Consider the following 13,007-nt stretch of genomic DNA (forward strand, 5'->3'; position numbering starts at 1 on the left):
TATTTGAGTTAGATTCTCTTATGCTTGCAATGAACCCCACCAAAAATTCTGACAACAAGGCTAAAATTCTCTTAGTCGATGATGACCCGATTGTCCGAGAGGTCATGAAGAGCTTTATAGCTTCCTATGGTTTTGATTTTTCTACAGCTTCCGATGGTTTACAAGCCATCAAAGTGCTGGAGAAAGATTTCCATTCTATTGTGATCACTGACATTAACATGCCGAACATGGATGGCATGGAACTTTTAAAGTATGTACATGCCAACTACCCAAAGACCGGTGTGATCGTTGTGACCGGTCTCAGCGAAGAGTACACCTATGTTGATGTAATTAACGCTGGCGCCATCGATTATATGACCAAGCCATTTGACAGTGCCGAGCTCTTGGCTAAGCTTAATCGTGTCATTCGTGAACAAAATTTAATATCAGAACTTGAAAAAAAATCCATAAGTGATGTGCTGACCAACCTTTATAATAGACGCCATTTTGACTCTAAAATTGTTGAGGAGTTTTATCGATCTGTCCGTCAGGAATATCCCGCGTTTCTTGCGCTCATTGATGTAGATTACTTCAAAGGCTATAATGACACTTATGGCCATCAGTCTGGAGATAATCTGCTGACTACTTTTGGTAATATCTTACTTGGTTGTGTCAGGCATGGTGTTGACTTTGCTTTTCGGTATGGGGGTGATGAGTTTGCGTTGCTACTAACTCATATCAGTGCTGATCAGGCAGTAAAAGTTTTAGAACGGATGATGGCCAATTATAACTCATATAATTTTGGAGAAACTACACTGAGCTGTGGGATGGCTGAATTCAAACGAAATGAAACATTGAGTTGGACGAATGATATCAGTGATTTTATTCGAACGGTTGACAAAGCACTGTATGAAGCCAAGGACAATGGTAAGGATCAAATAGTCGTTGCCCAACGCTCAACTGCCTCCAATACTGAAATTCTTAAATCTATACGCCCAAATTAACAACTACGCGCCCTGCAAGTTTTCCTTCCAGCATTAAATCAATGAAGCCACTCAATTCAGGTAGTTTAATTTCAACACAGAGTTGTTCGATATTTTCGACCTTCCATTCATCGGCTAATTTACCCCAAATATATGAACGTCTTTGTACCGGGGTTTGAGCCGAGTCTATACCTATAAGTGATACAGCACGAAGTATAAACGGATACACAGTAATCGGCAGTTCATGTGAGGCCGCATTACCACAGCTTGCAACAACACCACCGTATGCTGTAGATTTTATTGCATTGGCAAGTATGTCTCCGCCGACTGTGTCAATAACTCCAGCCCACCGTTCTCGCAGGAGGGCTTTAGCCGATGAAACAACGAAATCTTCACGGGAAATTACGCTATCAACTCCTATTTGCTTCAACAACCTATTGTCGGGCTTGCCGGTTAATCCTGTCACTGAATAACCAAGCTTATGCAGTATGGCTGCAGAGGTGCACCCTACCCCACCAGTAACACCGGTAATCAAAATTTGACCATCATTCGGAGAAAGATTCGATGTGATTTTTTCCACACATTGAGCAGCGGTAAAGCCGGCTGTCCCGTAGAGCATTGCAGTTTTAAGATCCATTGTCTCGGGTAAGGGCACAATCCAATCAGCAGATACGCAGATATACTGACCAAAACCTCCGGAGGTATTCATACCCAAATCAAAACCAGTCACTATAACCTTGTCACCTGCCGAAAATTTTTCAGAATTGCTGCTGACTACAATACCGGAGCAATCGATACCAGGGGTATGTGGGTATCGACGTGTGACTCCTCTGTTGCCGGACGCAGAGAGGGCGTCTTTGTAATTTAAGGAAGAATAGTACACTCTGATAAGTACTTCGTTTGAGGGCAAATCAGCAATTGATCGATCTACAATTTCCCTTTTATAAACGCCATCATGGGCAGTTACCCACAATGCTTTAAATAAATCGATATTTGTTGAACTCATAGTAAAATGTACTGGTAAGTTAGGTTTTTGGCTGATGGCCTATACAGAACTTAAGCAACTACCGACTGGTTACGACCTTGCCTTTTGGCCTTATACAATGCCTGATCGGCTAATTCAATAATTGTAGTTTTTTCCTGACCGTCCTCTGGAAACGAGGCTATGCCCAGTGAAATTGTTAAGCCAACAGACTCATTTTCAAATTGAAAAGTTAGATCGGCAATGTCGTGTCGTATTCGTTCCGCCATCTGTAAGGCCCCACTTTTACTGGAGTTCTCAAGAATCAAGGCAAACTCTTCGCCGCCATAACGTGCAGCCATATCTTCGCGCCTTACAGTATCTGAAAGGATTTTTGCAACGGCTTTAAGTACCTGATCGCCGAATTGATGTCCATAGCTATCGTTAATCTTTTTAAAAAAATCGATATCACAAAAAATCAAGGTCAAAGGACTCTGGCGGCGCTTGGCGCGATGAAGCATAATATCGAAGCCATGTTGAAATGTCCGATGATTTGCAAGATCGGTCAAGCCATCAGTAGTCGCCATTTTATTAATGGTTTCATGTGATTTTGCAAGTTCTATTTTAACGGCGACCTGAGTGGCAATCAACTGTAGAATATCCATTTGAGCCAGACCAAAGGCCGCAGCATTTTTTGATGCTACAGTCATAGCACCCAGAGACTGACCTTCTTCAGGCAACAACGGTAAAATATACAGTGAACTATAACCGGTCAAACATTGTTTTTTCGAAAAAACAGGAGCTGGCCCACTATACTGACCATTCACCGGTAGCGGCCTGTTTAAACGAATCACTTGACCGACTAACCCTTCATTAAGATTGAACTCAAGCCCTAAATGATGCTCTTGACTGTCAGTGCCCGCTACAAAAGCGGTTTGGTGTGAATCATTGACTAAAAGACTTATTGAAATAAAATCAGCATTAACCAGTGAGGTGACCGCTTTGTAAGTGGCATTAAAAACAGTTTCGAGACCAAGCCCCTTGTTTAATTCTCGAAAACCCTGGCAAATTTTCTGGATGAGATTTCCTTTTTGGTCAAGTGAAGTAAGCATTTTGCCAAGTTGTAAATCCATACCAATTTTTTTAGCAGCCAGGGCAATAATTTTTTTTTCGTTATCCGTCCATGGGGTTGAATCTGCTCTATCAATGCAAAGGAAGGCTGTGCTCGCCATACCACCAGAAACATCTTTTTGGGAAAAAATCTGGATAATTGCCGCAGCGCCAACTTTCAAGAGTTCTTTATAGTAAAATATTCCTGAGTAATTTGTGTTGAGATCAGATACAAAAACAGCATCATGGCCTTGATTCATGGCTCCAGCAATGCCAATTCCAGCCGGGTATGGTCCCGACAGTATTTTTTTTGGGTATTGCGAAGAAAACGAATGTAAGTCGAGAGATCCATCTCTATCATTTTTAAATACAACTAAAACCGAGGACAGGCTCAACGATGATTTGAGAAGGGATAATTGGAGTTGAAACGAGTCGTCAAAAAACTTTTCAGCCGCATGATCATCGTAATTTTTGGTATCAAATATTGAGCCAATGGCTTCACTTGCTGGTCCGACATGATTTCGTTCCGGAGCATTGTGCCGATAGGCGTTCTCTGGAATAGAGTTCGAGAATCGCCTGATCTTGTTTTTTATATACGTACTAATTTGATTCATTATATATTGATTATGTACGATGAATAAGAAAACGATAACGCCTATTGGCTATGTTTATTTTCAGCCATGGGTGGCAAAGATATTTAATTTGAATCATTTTATTTGATTTCTGTTATTATTTATATAAATTAAAAAAATATTTACAAATTACAGTAACGTCGAGACATCACGAAATATGGCACACCTTTGAACTACCTGATCTCAAAGGCTTAATTTAGTATAACAAATCCTGAGCACCACTAAAGGCCCGTAATTGGTGGCGTGTTAGTACAAACCTCAATTTGCCATGTACAATCACATACTTTCTATTTCCGCCTTTCTTCTGCTCCTTCCCAGCATTCTTCTTTTTTCTTCAGGATGTGACTCAAACTCAAATACCTCATCCCGAGGAACCTCTCGAAGTTCCTCGGGGGCAATCTACATCGGCTTATTTAATGACTCAGGCAAATATGAGGGTAAAGGCACCTTGATATATCCTGACGGCAGAAAATACGAAGGTCAATTCCATAATGGTCTTGAACATGGTAGCGGCGTTCTGTTATTTGCTGATGGCGAAAAATATATCGGTCAATTTGTGAATGGCAAAATGCATGGTGATGGACTCATCACCTATCCAAACGGCCAGCGCTATCAAGGTCAGTTTCGCAACGGATTACCTGAAGGCAGCGGAGTCTTTACCTATAAAGCAGGCACCTATACCGGTTCATTTAGAGCTGGAAAAAAAGATGGCCGTGGCCTACTGACATTTCCTGGTGGTGGCACTCATGCGGGCGACTTTGTAAATGATTTAGCCCACGGTACTGGAGAAGTAACCTATGACAACGGTGAAAAATTTACGGGCCAGTTTGCTGAAGGCAAAAAGAACGGTCAAGGTACCTGGATTGGTTTAAATGGTGAGAAATACACAGGACAGTTTCAAAATGACGTCTTTCATGGCCCTGGAACCTTTATCTTTGCTGATGGCAGTCAGTACATGGGACAGTTTCAAGATGGAACTCCTCATGGCCAAGGTACTTTCACATCAAGTGATGGGAATAAACATACCGGCTTGTTTCAGCAGGGTGTACCGTCTGGATACGGAACTCATATTTATCCGGATGGCAGAATATTTGCGGGCAACTTTAAAGGAGGCCATTTAAATGGTAAAGGTATTGCTACCTATTCTGACGGTAGCCGCTATGAGGGGAGCTTCGTTGATGATGTTTTTCACGGCGAGGGCAAACTTGAAATGCCAGATGGAGAAATCTATGAAGGGCAATGGCTACAAGGTGTCGAGAATGGCAAAGGTTCTGCCACCTACCCCGATGGCAGCCACTATACCGGTAATTTTAAAAACGGAATTTTTGATGGTGAAGGCGGTCTGACAACTGCTGATGGTCGGAAATATGTTGGTTTTTTTCAGAACGGTGAGTTCCAAGGTCAGGGCACAATGTTTAACCGTGAAGGCGAGTTCTACGTTGGTTTATGGGAAAACGGGCAGCTTAACGGTCCGGGAAAAGTTACATATGCCGATGGTGCCCGTTATGAGGGTGACTTTGTCGATAGTCTCTTTGACGGTAAAGGAGTTTTTTATGATGCCAACGGTTCTGTCTATGAAGGTGATTTCAAAAAAGGTCTTTTTGATGGCTTCGGTACGTACGTCAGTTCAACTGGAGAAAAATATTCTGGTCAATGGCTGTCTGGCAGTGAAAATGGTCAAGGGACTTTGATTACAGTTGACGGGAGTCGATTTGAGGGTATGTTTCGTAATGGTTCAATGAGTGGCATGGGATCGTATCTAGGCGCCAACGGCAGTAGTTATGTCGGCCAATGGTTAAATGGGCAAGAACATGGCGTAGGTGTATTTACCAGTGTGGATGGGGTCGTCTATAGAGGTATGTTTGAGAACGGTCAGTATGTTCTGCCCGAACCAACAGTAACCAGTGAAGAGAAAGTTGAAGAACCAGGAAGACAACTGGAAAGTTCTGATAATCCTGAGAATGAACTTTTTCCACCCCAAGAAACAGCAGAGCAACAATAAATAGCCATCCTCAAGGAATAGGTGGTGTTTAAGCTCTATCTTTAAGTCCAACTCCAAAGAAATTTGGGTTCAGTTCATAATTTGAAGGGCAAGTTTTGCTACCCTTTTGGAAGCCCCCGCAGGGCCAACAAGTCCACGGATATATTCGAGTTGAGTTTTGAGTTGCTTGTGTTTATCAGTTCCGGGCCAGATATCAAGAAGTGCTGCAACTAAGGCATCAGCCGTGAAATCATTTTGCAGAAGCTCTTTAACAACTTCTTTTCCGGCAATCAGATTAACCAGGGATGCAAATTTAACCTTAATTAGTCTTCTTCCTAAGAAATAGGTTAAGGGGCTGATTCTGTACACCACAACCATGGGCACATTCAAAAGGGCTAGTTCGAGTGTTACTGTCCCTGAAGCCACCATAACAAGGTCGCAATTTGCCATTAAATCATAACGTTGCCCCCTGACAATCTTCAAATTCAGCAGCGTTTTAATCTCATCTGAAATCTCAAGATCTGATTCTTCAAGTGTTGGAGCCAACGGCATTAGGAAGCATAGCTCTTTTTTTTGCTGTTTAAGTTTGTGGGCGGCTTCAATAAACTCCGGCAGTATAGACCTCAGCTCTCTAATGCGGCTACCAGGCAACATACCAACAACAGTAGCCGTCGCCGGGATTGAATGCATTGGCCTGAACGTCTCAGACTCTTCACTCACAGTTACACAATCCACTAAAGGATGACCAACAAACTCGACAATTTCAACACCGCGCTGGGTATAAAAATCTTTTTCGAAGGGGAGAATAACAGCTAATTTATCTACTAATCTTGCTATTTTGTTGACCCGACCACTGCGCCATGCCCAAACCTGGGGGCTTATGTAATAAAAGACGGGGATGCCGATTTTTTTGGCCTGTTTTGCCAGCATCAAGTTGAAATCTGGGAAATCAATTAAGATAAGGAGCGCTGGTTGATCTTTTTGCAGTCGGTTAACAATGAGTTTAAAAGCCCTTCTGATATCGCGTAGATGAAAAACAACTTCTATAAGACCAACTACCGAAATTTCACGGGACTCGACAATAATTTCCACACCAGCCTGACGAAGAGCCTCGTCCCCTACTCCACAGAAGTAGAGGTCCGAGTTGATACTTTTCATGGCTTTGACTAAATTAGCCCCATGCATGTCCCCAGACGCTTCACCAGCGATGACCATAATTTTTTTCATGAGAATGAGTCCTGGGCACTGGAATTACGGATAACAAAAAGATTGCACTGAGAAACGTACAATTAAGAAATTCACAACAACATACTTGATTGGGAGTCATCAAACGACAGTGTAAATACTAGTTATCTATCTCCAGTAACTCCTTATGCTCAATAATGTAATTTTTCATCTGATCAATAATCTGATGGGCGATTTTCAAGGCCTTTCGACCTTCACGACCTCCAATTTTGGGAGCCGTGCGATGCTGAATGTTTAAAATAAAGGCCTTTAGTTCGGTTTCCAACGCATCTGTTTCTGCAAAACAAAAATGATTGAACTCTTCTTTTGGGTGTCCGTTCTCGTTAAGTTCGTCAAGGTGTTTAATGGTATAAATCTCTTTTTTACCATAATCAACCGAGATAAATGACCGAGGCTGAAAGATACGAATTTTTCGGATATTGGTTTTAGAGATGCGGCTGACCGTAATATTAGCAGTGCATCCATTTTCAAAAATCATGCGGACATTGGCTATGTCTGAACTATTGGTTATTACCGGTACGCCGACAGCATGGATTGTCTTGATGGGTGAAGGGACAATACTGGTAATAATATCAATATCATGAATCATTAAATCAAGTACAACATCGACATCAGCTCCGCGCGGATTAAATGAGTGAATTCTCTGGGACTCGATAAAAATAGGCGACGTAATATACTGCTCCATTGCAAGAACTGCCGGGTTGAACTGTTCAATGTGACCCACCTGCAAAACTCTTTTGCAAAGTTCAGCCTTTGATATGAGTGCATCCGCCTCATCAATTGTAACCGTTATCGGTTTTTCGATAAGAACGTCAACACCATAATCAAGACAGGCGTTAGCAACCTCAAAATGTTTTTTTGTCGGCACAACAATGCTGACCGCATCAACAAGAGGCAGCAACTCTTTGAAATCGCCAAAGGATCGGGTGTTAAGCTGATGGGCAATCTCTTTAGCTCGGCTTATGTCAATATCAGCAACTCCTACCAGATCTACATTTTCCATCGCAGCATATTTACGAGCGTGGTGCAGGCCAAGATAGCCAACACCGATCACACCAATTCTACTTTTGATCATATAACTCCTTGTTCAGCTCTACTACTTAGCCTGAGTTAATTTGGCCTGAGCCATGTTATAACGCTTTTTTAATGAATATTCGTGTTCCTTCGGAACCGGCCCGACCTGACTCCACTCCTCAAGAATACTGGCAAGTTCATCTTTTTTGTGACGTGACTTGTCTTTACCTTCACCACCCATAATGAAATTTTGTTCAAAGGCCAATTTAAGCTGATCGGCCAAGGTCAGTGAGCTTTTGTTTTTTCCGGTGGTCTTCAACTCCGGCACACTGATGCCTGCTAAAATTTCAAGCCGAACACAAAGTGCTTCTTTCTGCTTAAGATTGTCGCGACGAATACGATCCATTTCATTAAATATTTCACGCCGCTGTTTAAAAAAATCGTTACAGGTCTGATTAAATCGTTTATCGAGTAAAAAATCATTCCCCTTTGAGGCTGGTCCTGTTTGACGCCAGTCTTCCTGTAGCTTTATGATTTCCTTAACTGAATCCTTACTCCCTTCGTTCACTGCCTGTTCAAGTTGACTTAAAATTGACAGTTTCCGTTCTTCGTTAGCGGAACGTTGTTTGTCGATTTCAGCATTGTACTGGTCACGTTTGCTAAAGAAAACATCACAAATACCTCGAAACCGTTGCCAGACCTCATCTTGTCGTTCATCTGGAACTGGGCCAATTTTTTTCCATTGACTTTGAAGGTCAACAATCTGCTTAGCAAGCTCCTGGGTCTTTTTTTCATCAGAAAAGTCAGGAAGATCGGAACAAAGTGCCTCAGCAGCGAGGCAGAGGTTTTCTTTTTTCTCTAAATTGCCTGGTTTCAGTGTATCAAGCCAGGTATAAAAACTGTCACTTGCCGCACGAAAACGCTGCCAGATGGCATCTTCATTATCCTTCGGTGCACGACCAATGGTTTTCCACTGTTTTTGTAACTCTTGAAGTTTATTTCTTTTAGAAATGTCGGGGCTGGCAACAAGCTTTTCGATCTTTTCACACAACTCCGTCTTGCGCTGCAAATTATCCTGACGCTGGGCATCGAGCTGATCATAATGGGCAGTTCTTCGCGTGAAAAAGAGATCGCAGGCCTCACGAAACAACGTATACAGCTCCAGTTCTATCTCTGGTGGAACCTTCCCTATATCTTTCCACTGTTGTTGCAGTGCCTTGATCGCCTCAGCTGTTTTTTTCCACTCGGTAGATGCTTGATGTGTTTTAGCAAGCTCGATAAGCTCGAGTTTTTTTTGAGCATTATTTTCTGCCTGAATATCAAGTTCATTGAAGAAGGCCTTACATCGCGTGAAATTTGATTCTGAAGCGGTTTGGAATTTTTTCCAAAGCCTATCGCTCTCTTTTTGGTTAACAGCCCCTGTCTCTTTCCATTTCTCCTGCAATAGTTTCATCTGTTTAAAAACCAAATGCAGATCATTCTCCTGCGCAAGGTCTCTCATTTCATCTATAAGGGCCACTTTAAGGTTTTTATTCTGCCAATACTGCCAGTCTCGTTTTTCGTAAGACTCTTTTTGGAAGTTGATAAAATCAGCACAAGCCTCATTGAATTGACCATCAAACTGTTTGCGCATATCAGGGGTCAAGCAATCTTTGGTAAGCCACTGATTTTTTAACTCTGCAAACTGCTTTTCCGCCTCTTGAATATTCGCATCACCAACTATTTTTTTAAGCGCTGCGATAAGTGTGTTTCGATACGCAATAGCATCTTCAATACGTTTATTTTTCCTCTCTTCTTCATCGGCAGCGATTTGGGCAATAGATTCGCTGATTTTGACAGACAAGGTGTCAAGGTCAGTTTTACTGATAAATTGTGGCAGCCAAGTATTGATGAGTTCTGTCAGTGCTGCTAATGATTTTCGAGATTCCACCAAATGGTCTGCATTAAGCGCAGCGTTAATAGCTGTTAAATCGGCCAGAAACCCATCGTGCTTTGATTTTTCCTGAGCAATGAGGGCTTGCTTTTCTTCAAATTGACGACAGCTTTGGTTAAAACGCTTTACAATCTTTTTTGGTATCTCATCAAGTTCATCCGCTACTTCCTGCCAGCTGCTTTTTAGTTTTTCAAAATTCATAAAGGCATCAGCATCGGAGATGTTTTCTGACTCAGTAATGATATCAGCATCTATGTCGGCTAATTTTTTATGTAATCCAGGTAACTTGGCTAATTTTAAGCGTTCTTCGTCTGACTGAGTGAGGTAGGTCTCGTACCGTTCCTTTATCTCTTTGACAAATGAATTAAATTCTTCATATGTAGGGTGGTTCTGTGGAACTGAAATCTCCTGCCAAGCACCTTGGATTTCAAGAGATTGCCGATAGGCGCTCTCAATATCAGACAACATCGGTAAAACCTTTATGCGATCAATCAGCTCAGCTATTCTTTCATCTATATATCTCTTTTGAGCGGACGCTTTATCTTCCGAAACTTTATTGAGTTTTTTAGTAGCAAGATTACGCGCAGCTCTGTTTGAAGCGTTGGTTGAGATAGATCGCAGCAACTCTAAATTATGAATACGCTCAACAGCTGTAAGAGCAACCTCCTTACCGCATTTCAAGGTAAGCAACCGAGCTAAAACATCTTCCTGTTGTATCTTTTCGGCGGCCAGCAGGCGCAGCTCTTTCGAGCTGTCTTTCGAGACAATTTCCAAAAGCAGATTATCGTTATCAACAAACTGTAGTGCTTTTTCTTTATCTCCAAGTCGTTCTGCCTTCAAAACAGCTTCGACTTTAAGAGAATCAATTCGACTCTTAATTTCATTAACAGATGCTGGATCAGTAGCTTTATTTAAGAGCGCATCCAGATCGTGCCAACTGTTAAATTTGGCCAGGGCAGCTAGGCGCACGGAAGATACGGTTTCAGAGAGAATAAGCAGTCCAAGGCGCTCTTGGTCTGGACAATCTCTTGAATCAATGGCAGCAATACGGACAAGTGGATCCTTGTGCTGCCACTTTGGTTTTATAAAATTAAAAAGGCTCATGAGAATCAGTTATCACCAGAGGACTAATAGTTTTTATCTGCGTAGGCAAGCCAGCCACCAGAGGCAACCAGATCTCTATCAAATCCATTAAGAGTGAACGTAAACTGTATGGCGTTGGTATCCTTTGAGGTAATAAGACTGTTTTGTAAGTCGATATCAAGAGTTGCCGGTCTCTCGGTCATAAGTGTATCGATGTCGGCCTCAGACAGTTCAAGGGCCAGCATCCCGCAATTGAACATATTCTGTCTGAATATCCGGGCAAAACTAGAGGCAATCACCACGTTAATATCGTTTACCTCAAAAACCCATACAGCATGTTCCCTGGATGAACCACAGCCAAAATTTTGACGAGTAACAATTACACGAGCTTGACGCAACTCATCTGATTGAGGATCAAAGCCATCAAGTTTTAAATCCTCAAGGATGTATGGTTTCAGAGCTAACTTAGAGTTTTCAGTCAGATATTTTGCCGGAATAATTTCATCAGTATTGATATCATTTCTATCTAAAAAAATGCAAGATCCACCAAACATTTTCATTTCAGTTCTCCTTATTCAAAAATAGCCGGTAACAGGCAATAACGCAGACAGACAATTGGAACTTTGAAAATAGCCAGATAACCCGTGCCTTATAAAAGTTTTCTCGGGTCAGTAATTCTGCCCGTAACCGCAGCAGCCGCCGCACTTAAAGGACTCATGAGATGAACCATGCCGCCCTTCCCCATTCTGCCATTAAAGTTGCGATTTGTTGTTGAGGCACACACCTCACCTTCGGCCAGAACTCCGTTACTCATTCCAAGACAAGCCCCACAGGTAGGGTTAGTTACGCAGAAACCGGCAGACATGAAGGTTTCGATAATACCTTCCTTCATTGCCTGTGAATAAACGAGTGGGGTTGCAGGGGACATGATGCCGCGTACGTTGGGATCAATGGTTTTACCTTTTAATATTTTAGCAGCTTCTCGCAGATCCTCAATTCTGCCATTGGTGCACGAACCAATGTAGACCTGATCGACTATTGTATCGGACATATCAGAGATATTTTTCACCTCATCAGGTTTATATCCATAAGTAACCTGCGGAGACAGATCAGATACATCAAAATCAATTGTCTGGGCATAAGCAGCATTAGCATCAGAATGCCATTTGCGGAACTCTTCAACGGCCTGATCAATGGTTGCATAATCAGACTGAATGTGAGGCCACAGGTATTCAGCAGTCACACGATCGGGCATACAGACACCACAAGTGCCGCCTGCCTCAATTGCCATATTGCACAGAGTCATTCTTGATTCCATGCTCATGGCGTCAACAACAGGACCAACAAACTCAATAATTTTATCTGTGGCACCTTTTACGGTCAGAGTCTTAATGATATGGAGAATAACATCTTTAGCATAGACTCCAGTCTGCAATGTGCCGCTGATGGTAATCTTTATAGTGGCGGGTTTACGAAATGAACAGACACCCTTGAGGATGCCAACCTCAAGATCTGTAGTACCAACACCAGCTGCAAATGCTCCAAAAGCACCATGGGTGCATGTGTGAGAATCCCCCATAATCACAGTGTATCCGGGCCGGATAAAACCTTTTTCCGGAAACAGTGCGTGACAAACGCCATTTGCGTCAATATCAAAAAAATCTTTGATTTTATGACGTTTAGCCCAGTCACGAATAATTTTTGACTGGGTTGCTGTTTTGGAATCTTTTGACGGGGTTACATGATCAATAACAGCCTTTATTTTAGAGGCATCAAAGACTCGATCCATGCCGCGCTCAAGCAGGTCATTAATAGCGATTGGTGTCGTTATTTCGTGACACATAACGACATCAATATCTAATACAACTGTTTCGCCTGCTGGATTATCACGATGATGAGAATCAAATATTTTTTCTGTTATGGTCTTTCCCATATTTGCGGCTCTCCATTGTATTTTTATATATATTTAGTAACTTATAAAAGTTTTGTTTTATACCACTCTGGTGGTAAAAAATAAAGTTATTAAGACTGGACTACCAACACAACAATCTGCATTGCTATAATTAAACGTAATTTCAGCTCTATG

9 protein-coding genes are annotated in these 13,007 nt (G+C 42.0%); 2 read left to right on the plus strand and 7 right to left on the minus strand.

Annotation, left to right across the window (positions count from 1 at the left end):
* The first annotated feature begins 20 nt into the window (after positions 1 to 20).
* Positions 21 to 983: a diguanylate cyclase gene (locus HQK80_07045; GenBank protein ID MBF0221971.1), complete on the plus strand. Its 963-nt coding sequence runs from the start codon at positions 21 to 23 to the stop codon at positions 981 to 983.
* On the opposite strand, the gene HQK80_07050 is transcribed toward HQK80_07045, so the two are convergent.
* Positions 967 to 1,968 (minus strand): YhdH/YhfP family quinone oxidoreductase, encoded by a 1,002-nt coding sequence (locus HQK80_07050; protein ID MBF0221972.1) that lies wholly within the window; start codon positions 1,966 to 1,968, stop codon positions 967 to 969. The two genes, HQK80_07045 and HQK80_07050, sit on opposite strands and share 17 nt — an antisense overlap.
* Positions 1,969 to 2,018: 50 nt before the next feature.
* Positions 2,019 to 3,647 carry a sensor domain-containing diguanylate cyclase gene (locus HQK80_07055; GenBank protein ID MBF0221973.1) on the minus strand — a complete coding sequence of 543 codons (1,629 nt, stop codon included), beginning with the start codon at positions 3,645 to 3,647 and terminating at the stop codon, positions 2,019 to 2,021.
* Between the two features lie 286 nt (positions 3,648 to 3,933).
* Here HQK80_07055 and HQK80_07060 point away from each other — a divergent pair, with 286 nt between their 5' ends.
* Positions 3,934 to 5,667 (plus strand): hypothetical protein, encoded by a 1,734-nt coding sequence (locus HQK80_07060; GenBank protein MBF0221974.1) that lies wholly within the window; start codon positions 3,934 to 3,936, stop codon positions 5,665 to 5,667.
* A gap of 69 nt (positions 5,668 to 5,736) precedes the next feature.
* Here HQK80_07060 and lpxB read toward each other — a convergent pair whose 3' ends face one another.
* From lpxB to HQK80_07085, 5 genes are all read right to left on the minus strand, one after another.
* The gene (lpxB, locus tag HQK80_07065; protein ID MBF0221975.1) at positions 5,737 to 6,873 is read right to left on the minus strand and encodes a lipid-A-disaccharide synthase; all 1,137 of its coding nucleotides are present in this window, start codon (positions 6,871 to 6,873) and stop codon (positions 5,737 to 5,739) included.
* A 118-nt stretch (positions 6,874 to 6,991) separates the two neighbouring features.
* Positions 6,992 to 7,966 carry a Gfo/Idh/MocA family oxidoreductase gene (locus tag HQK80_07070; protein MBF0221976.1) on the minus strand — a complete coding sequence of 325 codons (975 nt, stop codon included), beginning with the start codon at positions 7,964 to 7,966 and terminating at the stop codon, positions 6,992 to 6,994.
* A gap of 21 nt (positions 7,967 to 7,987) precedes the next feature.
* Positions 7,988 to 10,942 carry a DUF349 domain-containing protein gene (locus HQK80_07075; GenBank protein MBF0221977.1) on the minus strand — a complete coding sequence of 985 codons (2,955 nt, stop codon included), beginning with the start codon at positions 10,940 to 10,942 and terminating at the stop codon, positions 7,988 to 7,990.
* Between the two features lie 23 nt (positions 10,943 to 10,965).
* Positions 10,966 to 11,481: a 3-isopropylmalate dehydratase small subunit gene (locus HQK80_07080; protein ID MBF0221978.1), complete on the minus strand. Its 516-nt coding sequence runs from the start codon at positions 11,479 to 11,481 to the stop codon at positions 10,966 to 10,968.
* 89 nt (positions 11,482 to 11,570) lie between these two features.
* Positions 11,571 to 12,854, minus strand: a complete 1,284-nt coding sequence (locus HQK80_07085; protein MBF0221979.1) for a 3-isopropylmalate dehydratase large subunit — start codon at positions 12,852 to 12,854, stop codon at positions 11,571 to 11,573.
* Positions 12,855 to 13,007: the final 153 nt, after the last annotated feature.

It is taken from the genome of Desulfobulbaceae bacterium, from assembly GCA_015231515.1.
Lineage (GTDB): Bacteria > Desulfobacterota > Desulfobulbia > Desulfobulbales > VMSU01 > JADGBM01.

Coding starts and splice junctions, on each gene's coding strand:
- HQK80_07045 (MBF0221971.1), top strand. CDS start 21: ATGCTTGCAATGAACCCCACCAAAAATTCTGACAACAAGGCTAAAATT.
- HQK80_07050 (MBF0221972.1), bottom strand. CDS start 1,968: ATGAGTTCAACAAATATCGATTTATTTAAAGCATTGTGGGTAACTGCC.
- HQK80_07055 (MBF0221973.1), bottom strand. CDS start 3,647: ATGAATCAAATTAGTACGTATATAAAAAACAAGATCAGGCGATTCTCG.
- HQK80_07060 (MBF0221974.1), top strand. CDS start 3,934: ATGTACAATCACATACTTTCTATTTCCGCCTTTCTTCTGCTCCTTCCC.
- lpxB (MBF0221975.1), bottom strand. CDS start 6,873: ATGAAAAAAATTATGGTCATCGCTGGTGAAGCGTCTGGGGACATGCAT.
- HQK80_07070 (MBF0221976.1), bottom strand. CDS start 7,966: ATGATCAAAAGTAGAATTGGTGTGATCGGTGTTGGCTATCTTGGCCTG.
- HQK80_07075 (MBF0221977.1), bottom strand. CDS start 10,942: ATGAGCCTTTTTAATTTTATAAAACCAAAGTGGCAGCACAAGGATCCA.
- HQK80_07080 (MBF0221978.1), bottom strand. CDS start 11,481: ATGAAAATGTTTGGTGGATCTTGCATTTTTTTAGATAGAAATGATATC.
- HQK80_07085 (MBF0221979.1), bottom strand. CDS start 12,854: ATGGGAAAGACCATAACAGAAAAAATATTTGATTCTCATCATCGTGAT.